Here is a 19,962-nt window from a genome sequence, read left to right as displayed (position 1 = left end):
CCCTTAAAGCGAAGCGGTCTTATGTCTTTTTATTTAATTCTTTAACCTTAAAAATTAGTATAGCATGCAACTGTACAATAACTTAAGTGCAAAAGAGAGAGCAGAACTTATTGAACAAGCCGGAAAAGAACGCTTAACAATCTCTTTCTACAAGTACGCCAAAATTAATAATACCGAAATTTTTAGAAATCACTTATTTCTTGCTTGGAACCAATTAGAGGTTCTTGGAAGGATTTACGTGGCTAACGAAGGTATTAATGCCCAACTTTCTGTACCTGCAGAAAATTTTGAGCCATTCAAAAACCATTTAGACACCATTTCATTTTTAGAAAATGTAAGATTAAATATTGCTGTTGAGCACGATAATTTTGCCTTTTTAAAGTTGAAAGTTAAAGTGCGTAACAAAATAGTCGCAGACGGTTTAAACGATGCATCTTTTGATGTGACTAATAAAGGAGTCCACGTTAATGCTGAAAAGTTTAATGAGCTTATTGAAGATCCAAACACCGTTTTGGTAGATATGCGAAACCATTACGAAAGTGAAATCGGTCATTTTAAAAATGCCGTAACACCAGATGTAGATACGTTTCGTGAATCTTTAGATTTAATTGAAGAAGATTTAAGAGAACACAAAGAAGATAAAAAACTTGTAATGTATTGTACTGGAGGAATCCGTTGCGAAAAAGCAAGTGCCTACTATAAGCATAAAGGCTTTAAAAACGTATTTCAATTAGAAGGTGGTATCATTAACTACGTACGTCAAATTGAAGCTGAAGGTTTAGAAAATAAATTCTTAGGTAAAAACTTTGTGTTTGATGAGCGTAGATCTGAACGTATTTCTGATGATGTAATTGCGAATTGCCACCAATGTGGAAATCCTGCAGATTTACATACCAATTGTGCTAATGAAGCGTGTCATTTACTATTTATTCAATGTGAAGACTGCAAAGAAAAAATGGAAAATTGTTGTTCTACAAATTGTATGGAGATAAACCAATTACCTTTCGAAGAGCAAAAAGCATTGCGAAAAGGGCAAGGTAATAGTAATGATATTTTCAAAAAAGGACGTGCAGATCATTTGCCATTTAAAAAGGATTTGCGCAATATTTTTGAAACAATGAAACCTAAATAGGCAGTGCTTTCCTCCGTTATATTTGCTTCTGAAATAACAATGCTATAAGAAGTCCATAAATAGTTTTATCTTTACTCATTAATTATTTACGAATCCTATATCTAGGCTTTTATTAGTCTAGGTTTAATATATAAAATTTTATGGCTTGTAACAGTTGCTCAACTGGAGAAGATGGCCAACCAAAAGGATGCAAAAGCAATGGAACTTGTGGTACAGACAGCTGCAATAAACTTACTGTTTTTGATTGGTTAGCTAATATGTCACTACCAAACGGACAAGAACCCTTTATTGGTGTCGAAGTGCGTTTTAAAAACGGCAGAAAACATTATTATAAAAATACCGAAAATCTTACGTTAAGTATAGGAGATATAGTGGCAACACAGGCAAAATCTGGTCACGATATTGGTATGGTAACACTTACTGGTGAATTGGTAAGTATACAAATGAAGCGCAAAAAAGTAAGACTTGATGACGCTGAAAATGTATTAAAAATATATCGAAAAGCATCGCAAAAAGACATCGACATTTGGTCTGCCGCTAGAGATAGGGAAGAACCAATGAAGGTTAAGGCGCGTCAGTTTGCTATAGATTTGAAGCTGAAAATGAAAATTTCAGATATAGAATTTCAAGGAGATGGCAGCAAAGCTACATTTTACTACACAGCAGAAGAACGTGTAGATTTTAGAGAGTTAATTAAAGTCTTTGCACGTGAGTTTAGAACGCGTATTGAGATGAAGCAAGTTGGTTTTAGACAAGAAGCGGCACGGCTCGGAGGAATTGGTTCTTGTGGTAGAGAATTGTGTTGTTCTACATGGTTAACAGATTTTAGATCTGTGAGCACTTCAGCAGCGCGTTACCAGCAATTATCTTTAAACCCTTTAAAATTGGCAGGACAATGTGGAAAATTAAAATGTTGTCTTAATTACGAGTTAGATTCTTATTTGGATGCGCTAAAAGCGTTTCCTAAAACGGATACTAAATTATATACTGAAAAAGGAAATGCGGTTTGTCAAAAAACAGATATTTTCAAAGGTTTAATGTGGTATGCTTATGAAGGAGAATGGATGAATTGGCACATCATTACTACAGAACAAGCTAATGAAATTATAAAGAAGAATAAGAATAAAGAAAAAGTAGCAAGTTTAGAAGAATACGCTGTAGAGCATATTCAAGACACTAAAAACGAGTTTGAAAACGTTGTAGGGCAAGATAGTTTAACACGTTTCGATAATCCAAAATCGAATAAGAAACGTAAAAACAATAAGAGCAATCAAAATAACAACAAAAACAAAACTCGAAATCGAAACCGCAATCAAAATTCTAATGCAAAGCCAAAGCCAAATGCTAAGAAAAGTTAATGGGTTATTTCTTGTAATTATCAGTTGTTTTTTATTCACAAGTTGCGACTCTGATGCTGTATTTGACACTTACAAATCAGTGCCAGACCAATGGCATAAAGACTCGGTAGCGAGTTTTAAGTTTAAAGCACCAGACACCTTAAAGAATTATAACTTATATGTTAATTTAAGGAATACTAATGCTTATAAATTTAGTAATCTATTTCTTATTGTAGACATTGACTATCCTAACGGAAAGGTTGTAAAAGATACTTTGGAATATAAAATGGCAGCACCAAATGGTGAACTTTTAGGTACTGGATTTTCAGATTTAAAAGAAAATAAATTATGGTTTAGAGGTTTCAATCAACCTTTTAAATTTAGTGAAGAAGGTGAATATACGGTCAACATTCAACACGCTATGCGAAATAATGGTGTTGTTAATGGCGTAGAGAATTTACAAGGTATAACAGATATTGGTTTTAGAGTAGAACAAGCTCAAAAGTAGTGAATATGGCAAAAAAGAAAACAACGAAATCTAAATCAGAAACATTAGATTTTTCAAAATATGTACGTTGGTTTTGGATAGTATTTTTAGGTGGCATCTTAGCTGTCGTGTTAGTGTTTTTATTAGCCTCTTGGGGAGTTTTAGGAGAAATGCCAGACTATACAAGGTTAGAAAATCCTGAAACAAATTTAGCTTCAGAAATAATATCATCTGATGATCAAACATTAGGTAAGTTTTATTTTGATGATAACAGAACTCCAATTGGTTATGAAGATTTACCAAAAAACTTAGTAGATGCCTTAATTGCTACAGAAGATGTACGTCATTATGAGCATTCTGGAATTGATGGACGTGGTACACTTAGAGCTTTTGTCTTTTTAGGAAGTAAAGGTGGTGCAAGTACAATTTCACAACAGTTGGCTAGACAATTGTTTATTGGAGTTAGAGATAAAGATAATACCACCAATGCTATAATTCAAAAAATACAAGAATGGGTCATAGCCATTCGTTTAGAGCGTCAATACACAAAGGAAGAAATTATTGCTATGTATTTTAATATCTATGATTTTGGTAATAACGGTGATGGTATACGTTCGGCATCTCGTATCTATTTCGGAAAAGAACCAAGAGACTTAGATGTCAAAGAATCAGCAATGTTAGTTGGTATGTTTAAGAATTCTTCCTTATACAACCCAAGACCACATAAGAATCCTGTAGGTGTTAGAAATAGACGAAATGTTGTCTTAGCTCAAATGGCTAAATACGATTACATCACAGAAACAGAAAAAGATTCGCTTCAAAAAACAGAATTAGATTTAAATTATTCACCTGAATCACATAGAGAAGGGATTGCGACATATTTTAGAGAATACCTAAGGGGTTTTATGAAAGATTGGGCAAAGGATGATAAGAATAGAAAACCAGATGGTGATAAGTACGACTTGTATACTGATGGGCTTAAAATTTTTACAACTATAGATTCGCGTATGCAGCAATATGCTGAAAACGCCGTAAATCAACACATGCCAAGGTTACAAGCTGAATTTGATAATCAGAATACGCCAGAGCGCAATAAAACAGCACCTTTCTTAGATCTTAGTACTGCTGAGGTTAATAAATTGATGAGTGATGGAATGAGACGTGGTGAGCGTTGGAGAATTCTTAAAAAACAAGGAAAGTCAGATAAGGAGATTGAAGCGTCATTTCAAAAACCAACGGAAATGAGAGTTTTTAAATGGATAGATGGTGATGCTAGTGAGATAGATACCATTATGAAACCTATAGATTCTATGCGTTATTATAAATCGTTTTTACGCACAGGAATGATGTCTATGGATCCACAAACGGGTCATGTAAAAGCTTGGGTTGGAGGTATGAATTATAGACATTTTCAATATGATATGGTGAAACAAGGAAAACGTCAAGTTGGTTCTACGTTTAAACCTTTTGTTTATGCTACGGCAATCGATCAATTACAGTTATCTCCTTGCGATATATTTCCAAGAGCCCCAATTACAATTGAAGCTAATAAATTTGGAAATCCAGAACCTTGGACCACAAAAAATTCTGATGGTAGCTATTCTGGTGAGCAATCGCTAAAAGACGCTTTAGCGAGTTCAACAAATACAATTACAGCGCGTTTAATGAATGAGGTTGGGCCACAACCTGTTGTAGAAATGGCTAGAAAATTAGGGGTTACATCAGAGATTCTGCCAGTTCCGGCTATTGCATTAGGAACAGCAGATATCAGTGTTTATGAGATGGTGGCAGCCTATTCTACATTTGCCAATAAAGGGGTTTACAATAAACCGGTGATGGTAACACGTATTGAAGATAAAAATGGTACCATTCTGTACCAATTTGTTCCTGAGAGTAAAGATGTGTTAAGTGAAGAAGTTGCTTATGTAACTGTAAATCTTATGGAAGGTGTTACAAAAGCGGGTTCCGGAGGACGTTTAAGATCTAAAGGGGTTGATAAATACAATCAAATGTATAGAGAAGTCATGACGGGGTATCCTTATGATTTACAAAATCCAATTGCAGGTAAAACGGGTACTACGCAAAACCAAAGTGACGGTTGGTTTATGGGTATGGTGCCAAATTTAGTTACTGGTGTCTGGGTTGGTGCGGAAGATAGAGCTGCGCATTTTAGAACCATTACTTATGGTCAAGGTGCTTCAATGGCATTGCCAATTTGGGGATTATACATGAATGCTTGTTACGCAGATGAAACCTTAGAAGTCTCTAAAGGACAATTTGAAAAACCTTCAAATTTAAAAATTGATATTGACTGTACAGCTAAAGACGAAGGAGATATTCTTGACGAGTCTGATGGTGTCGATAATATTGAATTAGATTTCTAGTGACCCAGAATAGTCACACCCTTCTTTTATGACTATTAATTATAAATTTAGGACTTAGTTTTGTATTTTTCAAAAGCAAAATTTTTCTAACTATGATTAATAAAAAAGTGGACAATATTTCTGATGCTCTTAAAGGTGTCAGTGATAATATGACCTTTATGTTTGGTGGTTTTGGCTTATCTGGTATTCCAGAAAACGCTATTGCCGACCTCGTAAAACGCAATATAAAAGGACTAACCTGTATTTCTAATAATGCAGGAGTCGATGATTTTGGTTTGGGTTTATTACTACATCAAAAGCAAATCAAAAAGATGGTCTCATCTTATGTTGGAGAGAACGATGAGTTTGAACGACAAATGCTTTCGGGCGAATTAGATGTTGAATTAATTCCTCAAGGTACATTAGCGGAACGTTGCAGAGCGGCGCAAGCAGGATTTCCTGCAATATATACACCTGCTGGTTACGGAACAGAAGTTGCAGAAGGTAAAGAAACTCGAGAATTTGATGGAAAAATGTATGTGTTAGAACATGCTTTTAAAGCCGATTTTGCCTTTGTAAAAGCCTGGAAGGGTGATGCTGCTGGTAATTTAATTTTTAAAGGAACAGCTCGTAATTTTAATCCGGTAATGTGTGGAGCAGCAAAAATAACAGTTGCTGAGGTTGAAGAGTTAGTGCCAGTCGGAGAGTTAGATCCTAATCAAATTCATATACCAGGCATATTTGTACAACGCATATTTCAAGGTGAGATGTACGAAAAGAGAATTGAGCAACTAACGGTAAGACAAAAAGCATAGTTATGTTAGATAAAAACGGAATAGCAAAACGAATTGCAAAGGAAGTACAAGATGGTTACTATGTTAATTTAGGTATTGGTATACCAACATTGGTAGCCAATTATGTAAGAGATGATATCGAAGTCGAATTTCAGAGTGAAAATGGTGTTTTAGGAATGGGACCATTTCCTTTTGAAGGAGAAGAAGATGCAGATATCATTAATGCAGGAAAACAAACCATAACAACCTTACCAGGGGCTTCATTTTTTGATTCAGCAATGAGTTTTGCTATGATTAGAGGACAACATGTTGATTTAACGATACTTGGTGCTATGGAAGTGTCAGAAAATGGTGATATAGCCAATTGGAAAATTCCAGGTAAAATGGTTAAAGGTATGGGTGGTGCTATGGACTTAGTGGCGAGTGCAGAGAATATAATTGTAGCTATGATGCATACTAACCGTGCAGGAGAGTCTAAGTTGCTTAAAAACTGTTCGTTACCATTAACAGGAGTAGGCTGTGTAAAGAAAATAGTAACAAACATGGCGGTTATAGAAGTAACATCAAAAGGGTTTAAACTTTTAGAACGCGCACCGGGAGTTTCTGTAGATGACATCAAAAATGCAACAGAGGGAGCGCTAATTATTGAAGGAGATATCCCTGAAATGAAATTGTAGATAATGTCATTATAAAAAATTAAAGCCGCTAATTATAGCGGTTTTTTTGTGAGTAAATTCCTCATATCATATGTTAAATGTTAAAAATAAATGTATTTCATCGATTTATAGTGTATTTAGACAGATAAAACAAAAATATGTTTCATATTGCAGTCCCCAAATAGACCTATTATTAACCTGATTTAACATAAACCGAGATTTACCTTTTTGCCCCAAATCTACCATAAATTCCTGCTTATGAAAACTCAAACAAATTTACCAGAACCTATTTTAAATGAAGATTACCAATTTTCAGCATTAGAAAACACTTTGGAGTTAGTCTCAAATGTTTTAAAATTAGCAAAAAGAGTATTCATGCTATAGTCCTTTCGGGATAGCATGAATAAGTTTTTTTGTGTAAGCTTGCTTCGGAGCGCTGTAAATTAGATCTGCATCTCCAATTTCTTCAATTTTACCTTGATTCATTACTAATAACTGATCTGCCATATATTTTACAACGGCCAAGTCGTGCGAAATAAATATATAGGTAAACCCAAATTGGGACTTTAAATCATTCAATAAATTTAAAACTTGTGCTTGTACAGAAATGTCTAAAGCCGAAACTGATTCGTCACAAACTATAAGTTGCGGTTCTAAAGCAATTGTCCTTGCAATACCCACACGTTGACGTTGCCCTCCAGAAAATTCATGAGGATAACGGTCAAAAGCAGAGGCATCTAGACCTACTTTTTCTAAAATATCAATTACTTTTTCTTTCCGTGCTTTATTAGAGGTTCCGATGCTGTGAACCGTCATAGGTTCTAAAATGGCATTACCAACAGTTAAACGCGGATTTAAAGAAGCGAAAGGATCCTGAAATATAATCTGAATATCTTTTCGTAACGTTCTCATGTCCGCACGACTTAAATTAGTAATATCCTTTCCTTTGTATAAAATGCGCCCAGCTGTGGCTTTGTCTAGCTGTAAAATAGCATTACCTAGAGTTGATTTTCCGCAACCAGATTCACCTACCAAACCTATAGTTTCACCGGGATACACTTTAAAGCTTACACCATCAACAGCATTAAATGAGAGATCTTTAGAGAACCATCCTGTTTTTGAGAAATATGTTTTTTCAACATCTATAACTTCTAATAAAGGGTTCTGTGCATATAGTTTTTCGTGATTTTCTGCTCTTTCTAAACCTGAAACAATCGCTGTACTCACCTTATCAGTCATAAAATCTGAAATTGTTGGTAATTGTTTTAATCTAAATTCAGTTGAAGGGCGTGCTCCGATTAATGCTTTCGTATAATTATGTTCCGGATGATTAAAAATGGTATCTGTAGTGCCTTGTTCTACAATTTCTCCTCTATACATTACGAGGACACGATCTGCGAGTTCGGAAACCAAGGATAAGTCGTGCGAAATAAACAACACACTCATTTTTGTTTCGGTCTGAATGGTCTTCAACAACTCTAAAATTTCTTTTTGAACCGTAACATCCAAAGCTGTAGTTGGCTCATCCGCAATTAATAGTTGTGGTTTGCAGGCAATGGCCATGGCAATCATGACGCGTTGTTTTTGCCCCCCTGAAATTTCATGAGGATAAGCTTTGTAGATCCGTTCTGGATTAGGAAGCTTTACTTTTTCAAATAGATTTAAAACTTCAGTTTTGATTTCTGAAGTTGATAATTTAAAATGTTGTTTTAAAATTTCTTCAACCTGTCTACCACATCGCATCGACGGATTTAAAGAACTCATAGGTTCTTGAAAAATCATCGCAATGTCTTTTCCTCTTTTAGCTTGAAATTCTTTTTCAGATAAACCAACGAGGTTTCCATTTTTAAATAAGATAGAACCAGAAGTGATTTTAGAAATTTGTTTTGGTAATAAGCCCATTAAAGCTAATGATGAAATAGATTTTCCGGAACCAGATTCACCAACAACAGCTACAATTTCATTTGGATTAATATGAAAGGAAATATTCTTAATAATTTCTTTCTCAATATTATCCTTAAAAAAGGAAATTTCTAATCCATCAACTTCTATTAATTTCTCGTTTGCCATATGTAAATGTAGTTATTTTCTTCAATAGTACTGTGGTAAAACCGTAACCTAAAAAAAGCAGCTATATTTCAACGAAAACGTTTTCGTTAAATTGTGATTTTAACAAAATTTTAATACTTTCAAGAAAATTAACAAATAAATAATCATAAATAATCCCTATTTAGTATGAAAAAAAAGTATTTTAATGGTGTTTGTGTAATCGTATTAATGCTGTCTGTTCTATCAGCATATGCACAAACCGATTCTCAAAAAGAACAGATCACAAGTCGCTATGATAAACAAGCGATTAAAGAATTAAGCGAAAATTTTAGTAAGCTAGCTAGTGCCGAAAAGGATTTTGCTACACAAATGGCATTAGTTAATGGTTGGCCACTTATTATTAAAACTGAAGATTCTTATATGGAACTTCAGAAAATCTCTTCAGAAGGAAAACCTATTTATTACAGCACATTTAATGTCGCTGCAGCAAAGTCTACAAGAGCGAATCATTTAAATTCTGGAGGTTCATTAGGTTTAAGTCTTGATGGTCAAAATATGATAGCCCATGTTTGGGATGGTGGTTTGGCAAGAACAACACACCAGGAATATGATGGGCCAGGAGGTAATAATCGATTTTCAATTGGAGATGGAACATCCGCGTTACATTATCATTCAGCACATGTTACCGGAACTATTATCGCATCTGGTGTTGTAGCAAATTCAAAAGGAATGGCGCCACAGGCCTATGCTGTCGGTTACGATTGGAATAATGATACGTCTGAGGCCTCTACAGCTGCAGGAAACGGTATGTTAATTTCAAATCATTCTTATGGTTATGCCGCTAGAAATTCAGCAGGGCAAGCTCAATTACCTAGTTATTATTTTGGAGGTTATATTACGGATTCTAGAGATTGGGATGACATTATGTTTAATGCACCAAATTATTTAATGGTTGTAGCAGCAGGAAACGATGGAAGCGATAATTCTGCAAATTCCTCGCCTCTCGCTGGAAATTCTTCGTATGATAAATTATCAGGACATGCGACAGCAAAAAACGGAATGGTTGTAGCAAATGCTAATGATGCTAATATTGATGCTAGCGGAAATCTAGTAAGTGTAACAATAAATAGCAGTAGTAGTGAAGGACCTACCGATGATTATAGAATTAAACCAGATATTACTGGTAATGGTACTTCGGTATATTCTACTTACGAGTCTAGTAATACAGCATATAATAGTATTACGGGGACGTCTATGGCATCGCCAAATGTTGCAGGTTCTTTATTATTACTACAACAACATGCTAACAATGTAAACGGGAGTTATATGAAAGCGGCTACTTTAAAAGGATTGGCACTTCATACTGCAGATGATGCTGGTACTAGCGGGCCAGATGCAGTCTTTGGTTGGGGCTTAATGAATACCAAGCGTGCTGCTGAAGCAATTACAAGCAATGGAAATGCATCTAAAATTGAAGAGTTAACACTATCTAATGGACAGTCTTATCAAATTACAGTAGACTCTGACGGCATAAATGATTTATATGCTTCAGTTTCTTGGACAGATAGAGCAGGGACAGCGTCTACAGCTGTAAATTCTACTGCATCTAATTTAGTTAATGATTTAGATATTAGAGTGACTAAAGGAGGTACAAGTTATACTCCTTGGAGATTAACAGGAGTTACAACAAATGGAAAAGGAGATAATACAAAAGATCCGTACGAACGTGTAGATGTAGCAAATGCTTCAGGAACGTATACGATTACAATTACGCATAAAGGCTCATTAACAGGTGGAAGCCAAAATTATTCATTAATTGTTACGGGCTTATCTGGAACGCCAATAGTTTGTAGTGCAACGACACCAACTGGTTTATCTATTGATGGATTTGGTTCTTCTACAGCTACGATATCTTGGGATGCTGTAACTGGTGCGACTTATGATTTGAGATACCGTCAAGTCGGAACATCGACATGGATAACATCTGCAGTTTCAGGAACATCAACATCTTTGTCTGGTTTATCTTCAGAAACGTCTTATGAAGTGCAGGTAAGAAGTCAATGTGCAGATAGTTCAACATCAAGTTATACAAGTTCTGTGAATTTTACGACAACCGAAGTGCAATTAAACTATTGTACATCAACAAGTAGTAATGTTAACGATGAGTACATTAGTAGAGTGCAATTAGGAACTATTAATAATTCCTCTGGCGCACAATTTTATTCGGATTTTACAAATATGTCAACCAATTTAACTCAAGGTCAAAGTTATACGGTAAGTGTAACTCCAACTTGGACGGGAACGCAATATAATGAAGGATATTCCGTATGGATTGATTATAATCATGATGGTGATTTCTCAGATTCGGGAGAACAAGTTTTATCGCAAGCAGCAACACAAACGTCACCTGTTAGCGCAAGCTTTACAATACCATCAGGAACCTATTCTGGAGCTACAAGAATGCGTGTTGCTATGAGTTATGATGCGATTCCTACAGCGTGTCAATCATTTACTTATGGTGAAGTTGAAGATTACACCGTTAACTTAATTGCAGGCACTACAGATACAACACCGCCAGTTATTACGCTGAACGGAGCAGCAACAATTAACTTAGAAGTTGGAGATACTTATAATGAGTTAGGGGCAACTGCAACTGATAATATTGATGGTAATTTAACGTCGAGTATCGTAATCACAGGAACGGTAAATACCAATTCCGCGGGAACTTATACCAAATATTATAATGTAAGTGATGCAGCAGGAAATACAGCAACCCAACGTACAAGGTCGATTGTGGTATCACAGCCTGCAGACACCACTGCGCCAGTAATTACCTTAACAGGAGCATCAACAATTAATTTAGAGGTTGGAGACACTTATAATGAGTTAGGGGCAACTGCAACAGATAATATTGATGGTAATTTAACATCGAGTATCGTAATCACAGGAACGGTAAATACCAATTCAGCAGGAACCTATACTAAATATTACAATGTAAGTGATGCCGCTGGAAACTCAGCAACACAACGCACAAGGTCTATTGTGGTAACGCAACCTCCTACAGGTGATTGTTCAGGTGGTATTTCTACATTCCCATATTCTGAAAGTTTTGAAAACACCTTAGGATCTTGGTCTCAAAGTTCTAGCGATGATTTTAATTGGACTAATAGAAGTGGAAGTACACCATCTAGCAATACAGGTCCTTCAAGTGCCGATACTGGTTCTTACTATCTATTTATGGAATCGTCTTCACCTAATTATTCAACAAAAAGAGCGATTCTAAATTCTCCTTGTTTTGATTTAGGAAGTGCATCACAAGCGACTTTTACTTTTAAATATCATATGTATGGGACTTCTTCAATGGGAAGTTTAGCTTTAGAAGTGAGTGATGACAATGGATCATCTTGGACAAGTATTTGGAGTAAGTCTGGTAACCAAGGAAATTCATGGTTAACAGGGAGTGTAAATTTAGCTGCTTATGTTGGTAGTTCAATTCAATTACGTTTTAATGGAATTACAGGAACAACTTGGCAAGGTGATATGGCTATTGATGCTGTTAATCTTACTACAGGTGGAGGTTCTAGTTCATGTTCTGACGTGTCACTTTCAATTACATTTGATAATTATCCTGAAGAAACGGCTTGGAGTATAAGAGATGTATCTGGTAGTACAGTGGCTTCTGGAGGAACTTATGGCTCTCAGGCAGATGGTTCTACTTTAACTGTTGATGTAGACTGTTTAGAAGATGGTTGCTACGATTTTATAATTACTGATGTTTATGGAGATGGTATTTGCTGTTCTTATGGGAATGGTTCTTATTCTCTAACAAATTCAGATTCGGGAGTAATTTTAGTATCTGGTTCATCATTTACAAGTTCTCAAACTACTAATTTCTGTTTAGGTAACGTGGGGAGTTCAACCTTAGATACGAATCCTGGTACAATTTCAGATAATCCAAACCAATATTTTAAAGTACATCCAAATCCGGTTAAGCAGACGCTTAATATTGATTTAGTTGGTTTTGAAGCACAAACGTTTCAAATTACAAATATGTTAGGGCAGATTGTAACGAAAGGACGTTACACTTCTATAATTGATGTCTCAAAATTTGATAGTGGTGTTTATATGTTACAAGTAAACATTGGCGAGAAAACTAAAGTAAAGCGATTTATTAAGGAATAAGATCTTAGTGAATTAGTTAAAAAAGGAAAAGTCCAGATTTGAAATCTGGACTTTTTTTATATGTGTTTTATTTCATTGTCGTGAAGCAATTCATCTCCTCGTAATCTTAAGAAAATTTGTGCCACAGCAATGGTGTCTTTTTCACAATAGATAACAATACGATCTATTTCTTTCTCTTTGTAATAGACGCGGTAAACTTCACTGCCATCAATATCATCTTTAGGTGAAGGAATGCCTAAAACGTTCGTTAATAATTTTAAAGAGGTGTATGTTTTGTAATCACCAAATTTCCATAACTCTAAAGTATCGAGATGTGGTACTTCCCATGGCTTTTTGCCGAAGAGATTTAGTTTGTGTGGTAATTCTATGTTGTGGATAATCATACGTCTAGCGATATATGGAAAGTCGAATTCCTTACCATTATGGGCACATAATAAATGCTTATTAGAACTGAAATGTGAAATCAGTAAATTTTTAAAGTCCTTTAATATCTTGATTTCATCGCCATAAAACGACGTAACCCGAAAGGTTCGTGATTCACCTTCTATATTAAAATACCCAACGGAAATACACACAATTTTTCCAAACTCAGCCCAAATGCCTGCTCTGTCGTAAAATTCTTCGGCTGTAAATTCTTCTTTACGTTGATAGCGCGATTTAGCATCCCAAAGCTCTTGTTTTGTTTTGTCTAAATCAGTGAAGTTTTCCGTTTCAGGAACAGTTTCTATGTCTAAGAATAGAATGTGTTCTAGGTTGAGTTTTGAAATCATAGGTATCAATTTTTAAACCTCAAAAGTTTAAAAAGCCTTAGAGATTTTAATTCTAAATAAGTCTATTTCTTCATCATCGCATAAGCTTCATCAATATAAACATAAAAATCCGAAGGGAAAAAATTAACTTTCTCAGGACTTCTATGATGTCCTAGTCTGATAATGATGACGTTATCTTCAGGAATCGTAATTACATATTGCCCTAAAATACCAATCATTGCAAAGGTGTGCTTGTTGTTATAATCACTGACCCAAAAACCATAACCATAGGGCTGACCTTTAAATCGAGACTGTGTTGACGTGGCAACAAAAGTAGAATCTAGTAGCTGTTTGCCATTCCATTTTCCATAGTCTTTGTAGAGCTTACCAAAGCGCGCAAAATCGCGAGCATTACTAGAGATACAGCAAAAGGCTTTTGCTAATTTATTGTCGCCATCATCTAATTGCCATAACGCATCGTTTTCTGCTCCTAAAGGTTGCCAAAAACTTTCAGAAAGATAGGTTGCTAGTTGTTTTCCTGTGGCTTCTTTGATGACCATACCGAGTAGTTGTGTACTGCCACTTAAGTATTCAAATTCTTTACCAGGTGTTTTTACGACTTTCTGATTTAAAATTGTTTCAGCTAAATCATCATCATAATTCGCTCTTGCCGTAATAGAAAATGGGCTTGTATAAGATTCTACCCAATCTAAGCCAGAAGACATAGACGATAAGTCGCCAACTGTTGTTTTTGTACCTTTAAATTGCGGGTAAAAATCACTGATGGGTTGATCTAAATTCTTTATATAGCCATCCATAATCGCCTTACCAAGTAAAGCTGAGGTGATACTTTTAGCCATTGAAAACGAATTGGTTTTAGAATCTTTACTGTAATCCTCGGCATACTGTTCATAAAAAATGCTATCATTTTTTATAATCAAATACGCAATTGTACCATACTGATCATTAATTGCTTTTAACGCGTCTGTAGCATTTACGGAATTGTATTCTTTGTGCAATGGCCAATCATCCGTTGTTGTTCCTTTTTTAATCGTATCATTTTCAAAATAAGGGTAATCGTCAATAAAGGCTGTAGAATGGCCTGTGAAATAAACAACTCGGACACCTTTTAAGATGTAATCATAATCAAAAATATAAGCAGCAATAACTAATGCGACAATAATTCCGAGAAGCCATTTTAGTAGTTTTTTGATGAATTTCATGTGTTTATACGTATTGGTTTTTAATTGTCATAGGCTGTTCGCTAAATATGACTTGTTTATCTGAGACGTTTGCGAAACGCTCGTTTTATAAGAGCAATTTAAAATTAAATATAGTAAAATTCTGACTAAAAAAGTGACTGTTGTTTGCACTCACTTTCATGATTAAGTAACCATTGTTTTCTATGTAATCCACCAGCATAACCTGTGAGGCTTCCATCACTGCCAATCACTCGGTGGCAAGGTATAATAATCCAAAGCGGATTTTTCCCATTGGCACTTGCAGCAGCTCTTATGGCTTTTACATCACCTAGTTGTTTGGATAATTGTAAATAGGATATGGATTTACCAAAAGGAATAGTTTCCAATTGCTTCCATACCTTTTTCTGAAACGCAGTGCCTTCAGGATGTAGTTTTAAGTCGAAAGTTGTGCGTTTTTCGTTGAAGTATTCTTTAAGCTGAATGACACAATCTAGTAAAGATTTAGGAATAGGATTTGATAATTCTTCTTGTGTATCTACAATTGAAACCGAGGAAATACCATCTTCATTACCACTAATTTTTGCATGTCCAAGTGGAGTTTCAATATAGCAGGTTTGTAGAAGCGACTGTTCCAATAGAAGGTTTAGTTTTCTGGATTATCATTTTCAATGATACCCAAGCGTTTTGCTCTAGATTCCCAGCTTCGTCTTGCTAAAAGTTGTAAGTCAGATACATTATCGCTTTCGTCCATAATTTCTAATCCAAGAAGTGTTTCAATAACATCTTCCATCGTTACTAATCCACTTACGGTACCATATTCATCTACGACCAAAGCCAAATGATTTCTGCTTTCTACCAGTTGCTCAAATAAAGTAGGAATTGGCAAACTACGATTCACAATAATAATGCTTCGTTTAATATCGGATAATAATTTTGAACCATTACCTAGTGCCATTTCTTTAAAAACTTCAGCCTTTAAAACTAAGCCTGTAATATTATCAGATTCATCTGTATAAACAGGAACTCTAGAAAATCGAATATTAGAATTGGCTTTAAAAAACGTTTCAATTGTCATACTCTCGTTTTCAGTTTTCATAACTGTACGCGGAGTCATAATATCCTTTGCTTGTACTTCTTTAAAATTCAATAAGTTTTTAATGACTTTGCTTTCGTTTTCTTCAAATACACCTTCTTCATGTGCAATATCTGCCATGGCGGCAAAACTTTCTCGGCTTAAAATGCTACCATGACCTTTGCCTCCGATTAGTTTTGTGGTTAATTGAAGCACCCATAAAATACCGGTCCATTTTAATGGAAATATTAAAATATTTAAAGCTTTTGCTGTAAAATTAGATAATTGCCTCCAATAGGTGGCTCCAATGGTTTTAGGTATAATTTCTGAAGCAACTAATATTAGAATCGTCATAACCGTAGACACAACAGCAACCATAATATCTTCTGTAAACTCAAAACCTAAAATAGAGCGTTTTGTAGTACCATAAATTTCTACATAAGCGACTTTTGCCTGTACACCAACTAAGATGGCTCCAACAGTATGTGCAATAGTATTTAATGTTAGAATAGCAATTAGTGGACGATCGACATCTTTTTTTAGTTCTTCCAATTCAAGCGCATAAGCTTTACCTTCTTTCTTTTTAATATTAAGAAATGTTGGAGTTAAGCTTAAAAGTACAGCCTCTAAAATAGAACATAGGAATGAAAAAAAGATGGATATGACAGCGTAAAAAATGAGTAAGCCCATTAATGTTTTGAAGTTTTTAGATGTACAAAGTTACGAAATGAATACTAATTTATGGTGCGCTATTTTTTTAGTTATTACTAAGTTATAGTTAATAATCAAAAAGAACAAGTTAAGAAAAATTTGTAAATTTAAAGTTATGAGAAATACAATTTTAATAGTCGTTTTACTAGGGTCATATGGCTTATCTGCGCAACTGAAAGGAAAAATAACTTATCGTCTCGAAATTATTAAGGACAGTATAGAGCAACCTTTTGAAAATAAGGAAAACACAGATGCTCAGAATGAAGTATTTGCATTGATGCACGAATCGCAACCCGTTGAAGGTTATTTGATATTTAATGATAGTATTGCAATTTATAATGTAGAGCCTAAAATTGATATTCCTGGATGGAATAATGGTAGTGATGGACTTATAATTACACCAAGTAATGTTAATCTTTCATGGATGATGGCTGGAGGAAGTACAACCTATTACAATGATTGGAGTCGCGATTATAGTATCACTCAAAATGCGATAATGGCTCCTGCCAAAAGAGTCATACAAAAACCAAAAGAATGGACCATTACGGAAGAATCTAAAGTTATAGATGGCTATACGTGCTATGCGGCAACCATAGATAAGCGCAACGATAAGAAAGTGAAGGCGTGGTTTACTCCAGAAATTCCTGTAAAGCATGGTCCAAGAGGTTTTAACGGTTTACCCGGTTTAATTATGGAAATTGAAGATGTTATAAACTTATGGACAATTGTTGAAATGGATTTTGATAATCCTGAAGCAGATGAGATCATAGAGCCTATAGAGGGAGAGCTCATAACTCAAGAAGAGTATGTAAAGTTTAGTGGCAATCCTTTTGGGGATAACTAAATCATTAGAGGAGGAAGTTATCAATATTTAGATGGTACTAACTTTCTAGAATGAGACTCGTATTAGGAACTCCATATTGGGAGATGCGTTCTAATAGCGTTACTAATTCTTTGTTGCTTTTAAAATAAGCCAGAATACACAAGCTGTCTTCGCCTGTAATGCGATCGCAACGTTGTACTTCGTCTAAATATCTAATTTGGTTGTAGGCGGTTCTTATTGTACTAGATTGATGAATTTTCAGATTGATATAAGCCTTAACATTGACTCCGAGTTTTTCATGATTGAGGCGAAGTGAATAGCCTAAAATAAATCCTTTTTCTTCCAATTGTTTTACGCGTTTACCAACGGCTGGAGCAGATAAATCTACAGATTTTCCGATGGTAGCAAAAGATTCACGTGCATTGGTACTTAGCATTTTTATGATTTTCTCGTCAATGTCGTCCATTTTTAATTTCGAAATTAATTTGTTTGTTATTCGATTGATTCGAAACTAAATATAGTAAAATTAATTTGATTAGTAATCAAAAATTAAGGTTTGATGAAGGGGTTTATAGTATGTTTTTCAAAAATAGCATCTATTACTAGCTTTATGTATTCAAAATAATAACGACACTTTTGGCATAATTAAAAGGGATACTCTAATGTTAGTTTGACGTGTTTTCTATTTGATGTCTAAAAATACCCCAGCACTAATTGATGGATTAGCGGCAATAATTTTTCCACTTAGAAGTGAGCTATAATTTAATGAGACTCCTAATTTTTTAGTTATATAATAAGAGGCTTCTCCTCCGATACCTACATATTCAATATTATTGGCGAATATACTGCCCTGAGAATTCTGTGCATTTAGACTTCCGTTATGCAGCGATTGAATGGTGTTTAACCGTCCTATTAACCAAAATTTATTTTTAATTAGCTGTGTTCCAAACTCTATTCCTGTTGTAATTTGATCTGAAAAATCATTCGTTCTATTGTTAAAACCAAAATACGCTTTACCATAAAATGACTGATTATAAATGTTGAATGATTTACCTAAATTTAGCTGTACAAGTTGATTGAATTCTCCATCACCTGTCTGAAAACTTCCATCGGAACCTCCTTCACTTTTACCTGTTGGAAGTCCTAATGTAAATGTTGCAGATAAGGCCCAAGAATTTTTATTAAAAATACCATAGCTTATTCCTAAATCGATATCTCCAATAGAATTAACGGCTTCTCCTTCTGTAAGAACGTCTCCTGTTGTGCCAGAAACAACATCGTTTTGAGTGGTTCTCGAGAAAAAAGGAACATAGGCGATTAAATCCCATTTTTTGGTCAGTCCGTATTGACCATAAAAATTGAAGTTAAAATTTGTTCGGGTAGCGTTAGGATCTTTATCGCCTGTATCTGTATAGTGTTGGTCAGACTCTAAATACCAAGCAGATACCTTGTAATAGCCTTTCCCTTTATCTTTTGTCCATTGTGCAAAAGAAAGTTGAAAACTGAATAAAATGATTGCTAGTGTTGCGACTAATTTTTTTATGGTCATTGTAATGGTCTAAAGATGAATTAATCTAATATTTCGCCAGTTCCTACTTTTACGCCAAAAGGTTGACACCAATAAAGTAAATAGGCATAATCATTAATAGCTGTATCGGGAATAGTATAAGTATGTGCGCCATTAAAGACACTAACAGGTCCTAGGCTATAAGCACCGGAAATGGAATTCGGATTATTGGTTAGGTATAAATAAAGTCCAGGTAAACTTGTCGTTGCTTGGTAGTCGCTATTTACTGAGAGTAGTAAACTATTTGAGTTTTCTTGTTCTTGAAGCGTAAATGTACCTGTGAGTAAATAACTGCTCGTTGTAATTATGGTTCCAGATTTTACAACAGGTTCTGTGATGACAACCGTCCCGTCTTCAGTAATAGTGATTGAGAAATTTTCTTCTAAAAAAATGTCATCATCTTGAATGCTCGCCGAAATGGTTGAGACGCCTTCAGATAATGCGGTCAATAATCCTGAAGAATTAATAGTAGCAATCGTTTCGTTAGAGCTACTCCATGTTACTGTAGTTTCTTCTTCTATGCCAATATTATTAAAATACGCCGTGTTAAATTGATAGGTTTCTAAAGCGGGTAATGAGCTTATTGGATTGAGAATCCTTAACTCGGGTTCTATAAAATCAGTAATAACATCTTCTCCGATACAACTCGTTTGTAAAATGAATATTGAAACAAACCAAAACGCGTACTTTCTAATCATAAATAATAGATTTATAGAGTAGTTGTCTTTAAAATTCTATAAGCCTTACAAGTAGTGTTAAAAAAAAGAGGTCGTCTAAAAACAATTTAGGCGACCTTTTAATTTTTAATCATGTTGGTTTTATTGTTAAGATACTTGAT

At 34.8% G+C, this 19,962-nt stretch carries 17 protein-coding genes; 9 read left to right on the top strand and 8 right to left on the bottom strand.

Features of this window, described 5'->3' with window-relative positions; genetic code table 11:
• Window positions 1-64: 64 nt before the first annotated feature.
• From trhO to HM984_RS17685, 7 genes are all read left to right on the top strand, one after another.
• Window positions 65-1,132, top strand: a complete 1,068-nt coding sequence (gene trhO, locus HM984_RS16580; RefSeq protein WP_179349980.1) for an oxygen-dependent tRNA uridine(34) hydroxylase TrhO — start codon at window positions 65-67, stop codon at window positions 1,130-1,132.
• A 140-nt stretch (window positions 1,133-1,272) separates the two neighbouring features.
• Window positions 1,273-2,490: a PSP1 domain-containing protein gene (locus tag HM984_RS16575; protein WP_115811472.1), complete on the top strand. Its 1,218-nt coding sequence runs from the start codon at window positions 1,273-1,275 to the stop codon at window positions 2,488-2,490.
• Window positions 2,474-2,977 carry a gliding motility lipoprotein GldH gene (locus HM984_RS16570; RefSeq protein WP_179349979.1) on the top strand — a complete coding sequence of 168 codons (504 nt, stop codon included), beginning with the start codon at window positions 2,474-2,476 and terminating at the stop codon, window positions 2,975-2,977. The genes HM984_RS16575 and HM984_RS16570 overlap by 17 nt, the downstream gene beginning before the upstream one ends.
• Window positions 2,978-2,982: 5 nt before the next feature.
• A complete protein-coding gene (locus tag HM984_RS16565; RefSeq protein WP_179349978.1) occupies window positions 2,983-5,340 on the top strand; it encodes a penicillin-binding protein 1A in 2,358 nt (785 codons plus the stop codon).
• A gap of 92 nt (window positions 5,341-5,432) precedes the next feature.
• Window positions 5,433-6,134 (top strand): CoA transferase subunit A, encoded by a 702-nt coding sequence (locus HM984_RS16560; protein WP_179349977.1) that lies wholly within the window; start codon window positions 5,433-5,435, stop codon window positions 6,132-6,134.
• Window positions 6,135-6,136: 2 nt separating this feature from the next.
• Window positions 6,137-6,790, top strand: a complete 654-nt coding sequence (locus HM984_RS16555; RefSeq protein ID WP_115811464.1) for a CoA transferase subunit B — start codon at window positions 6,137-6,139, stop codon at window positions 6,788-6,790.
• A gap of 237 nt (window positions 6,791-7,027) precedes the next feature.
• The gene (locus tag HM984_RS17685; RefSeq protein ID WP_257018517.1) at window positions 7,028-7,153 is read left to right on the top strand and encodes a hypothetical protein; all 126 of its coding nucleotides are present in this window, start codon (window positions 7,028-7,030) and stop codon (window positions 7,151-7,153) included.
• Here the strand turns inward: HM984_RS17685 and HM984_RS16550 are convergent.
• The gene (locus HM984_RS16550; protein ID WP_179349976.1) at window positions 7,148-8,839 is read right to left on the bottom strand and encodes an ABC transporter ATP-binding protein; all 1,692 of its coding nucleotides are present in this window, start codon (window positions 8,837-8,839) and stop codon (window positions 7,148-7,150) included. The genes HM984_RS17685 and HM984_RS16550 overlap by 6 nt on opposite strands.
• 165 nt (window positions 8,840-9,004) lie before the next feature.
• Here HM984_RS16550 and HM984_RS16545 point away from each other — a divergent pair, with 165 nt between their 5' ends.
• Window positions 9,005-13,000: an immunoglobulin-like domain-containing protein gene (locus HM984_RS16545; protein ID WP_179349975.1), complete on the top strand. Its 3,996-nt coding sequence runs from the start codon at window positions 9,005-9,007 to the stop codon at window positions 12,998-13,000.
• Window positions 13,001-13,056: 56 nt separating this feature from the next.
• On the opposite strand, the gene HM984_RS16540 is transcribed toward HM984_RS16545, so the two are convergent.
• From HM984_RS16540 to HM984_RS16525, 4 genes are all read right to left on the bottom strand, one after another.
• On the bottom strand, window positions 13,057-13,770 hold the full coding sequence (locus tag HM984_RS16540) for a 3'-5' exonuclease (protein WP_179349974.1): 714 nt from the start codon (window positions 13,768-13,770) through the stop codon (window positions 13,057-13,059).
• 62 nt (window positions 13,771-13,832) lie between these two features.
• The gene (locus tag HM984_RS16535) at window positions 13,833-14,972 is read right to left on the bottom strand and encodes a serine hydrolase domain-containing protein (RefSeq protein WP_179349973.1); all 1,140 of its coding nucleotides are present in this window, start codon (window positions 14,970-14,972) and stop codon (window positions 13,833-13,835) included.
• A gap of 125 nt (window positions 14,973-15,097) precedes the next feature.
• Complete coding sequence (locus tag HM984_RS16530) at window positions 15,098-15,586, bottom strand: methylated-DNA--[protein]-cysteine S-methyltransferase (RefSeq protein ID WP_179349972.1); 489 nt, start codon at window positions 15,584-15,586, stop codon at window positions 15,098-15,100.
• 8 nt (window positions 15,587-15,594) lie between these two features.
• A complete protein-coding gene (locus HM984_RS16525; protein ID WP_115811452.1) occupies window positions 15,595-16,713 on the bottom strand; it encodes a CNNM domain-containing protein in 1,119 nt (372 codons plus the stop codon).
• 136 nt (window positions 16,714-16,849) lie between these two features.
• Here HM984_RS16525 and HM984_RS16520 point away from each other — a divergent pair, with 136 nt between their 5' ends.
• The gene (locus HM984_RS16520; protein WP_179349971.1) at window positions 16,850-17,578 is read left to right on the top strand and encodes a GLPGLI family protein; all 729 of its coding nucleotides are present in this window, start codon (window positions 16,850-16,852) and stop codon (window positions 17,576-17,578) included.
• A 37-nt stretch (window positions 17,579-17,615) separates the two neighbouring features.
• Here the strand turns inward: HM984_RS16520 and HM984_RS16515 are convergent, their stop codons facing one another.
• The 3 genes from HM984_RS16515 to HM984_RS16505 form a co-directional block, all read right to left on the bottom strand.
• Window positions 17,616-18,023 carry an Lrp/AsnC family transcriptional regulator gene (locus HM984_RS16515; protein WP_179349970.1) on the bottom strand — a complete coding sequence of 136 codons (408 nt, stop codon included), beginning with the start codon at window positions 18,021-18,023 and terminating at the stop codon, window positions 17,616-17,618.
• A gap of 216 nt (window positions 18,024-18,239) precedes the next feature.
• Window positions 18,240-19,106, bottom strand: coding sequence for a hypothetical protein (locus HM984_RS16510; RefSeq protein ID WP_179349969.1), 867 nt, complete (start codon window positions 19,104-19,106; stop codon window positions 18,240-18,242).
• Window positions 19,107-19,126: 20 nt separating this feature from the next.
• The gene (locus HM984_RS16505) at window positions 19,127-19,822 is read right to left on the bottom strand and encodes an Ig-like domain-containing protein (protein WP_179349968.1); all 696 of its coding nucleotides are present in this window, start codon (window positions 19,820-19,822) and stop codon (window positions 19,127-19,129) included.
• Window positions 19,823-19,962: the final 140 nt, after the last annotated feature.

Origin of the sequence: Winogradskyella pacifica, assembly GCF_013403915.1 — a bacterium.
Classification (GTDB): domain Bacteria; phylum Bacteroidota; class Bacteroidia; order Flavobacteriales; family Flavobacteriaceae; genus Winogradskyella; species Winogradskyella pacifica.
Note: the sequence above shows the minus strand (reverse complement) of the source record. Positions and strands in the feature narration are given on the sequence as shown.

Coding starts and splice junctions, on each gene's coding strand:
- HM984_RS16505 (WP_179349968.1), bottom strand. CDS start 19,822: ATGATTAGAAAGTACGCGTTTTGGTTTGTTTCAATATTCATTTTACAA.
- HM984_RS16515 (WP_179349970.1), bottom strand. CDS start 18,023: ATGGACGACATTGACGAGAAAATCATAAAAATGCTAAGTACCAATGCA.
- HM984_RS16520 (WP_179349971.1), top strand. CDS start 16,850: ATGAGAAATACAATTTTAATAGTCGTTTTACTAGGGTCATATGGCTTA.
- HM984_RS16510 (WP_179349969.1), bottom strand. CDS start 19,106: ATGACCATAAAAAAATTAGTCGCAACACTAGCAATCATTTTATTCAGT.
- HM984_RS16545 (WP_179349975.1), top strand. CDS start 9,005: ATGAAAAAAAAGTATTTTAATGGTGTTTGTGTAATCGTATTAATGCTG.
- HM984_RS16525 (WP_115811452.1), bottom strand. CDS start 16,713: ATGGGCTTACTCATTTTTTACGCTGTCATATCCATCTTTTTTTCATTC.
- trhO (WP_179349980.1), top strand. CDS start 65: ATGCAACTGTACAATAACTTAAGTGCAAAAGAGAGAGCAGAACTTATT.
- HM984_RS16540 (WP_179349974.1), bottom strand. CDS start 13,770: ATGATTTCAAAACTCAACCTAGAACACATTCTATTCTTAGACATAGAA.
- HM984_RS16575 (WP_115811472.1), top strand. CDS start 1,273: ATGGCTTGTAACAGTTGCTCAACTGGAGAAGATGGCCAACCAAAAGGA.
- HM984_RS16570 (WP_179349979.1), top strand. CDS start 2,474: ATGCTAAGAAAAGTTAATGGGTTATTTCTTGTAATTATCAGTTGTTTT.
- HM984_RS16555 (WP_115811464.1), top strand. CDS start 6,137: ATGTTAGATAAAAACGGAATAGCAAAACGAATTGCAAAGGAAGTACAA.
- HM984_RS16535 (WP_179349973.1), bottom strand. CDS start 14,972: ATGAAATTCATCAAAAAACTACTAAAATGGCTTCTCGGAATTATTGTC.
- HM984_RS17685 (WP_257018517.1), top strand. CDS start 7,028: ATGAAAACTCAAACAAATTTACCAGAACCTATTTTAAATGAAGATTAC.
- HM984_RS16550 (WP_179349976.1), bottom strand. CDS start 8,839: ATGGCAAACGAGAAATTAATAGAAGTTGATGGATTAGAAATTTCCTTT.
- HM984_RS16560 (WP_179349977.1), top strand. CDS start 5,433: ATGATTAATAAAAAAGTGGACAATATTTCTGATGCTCTTAAAGGTGTC.
- HM984_RS16565 (WP_179349978.1), top strand. CDS start 2,983: ATGGCAAAAAAGAAAACAACGAAATCTAAATCAGAAACATTAGATTTT.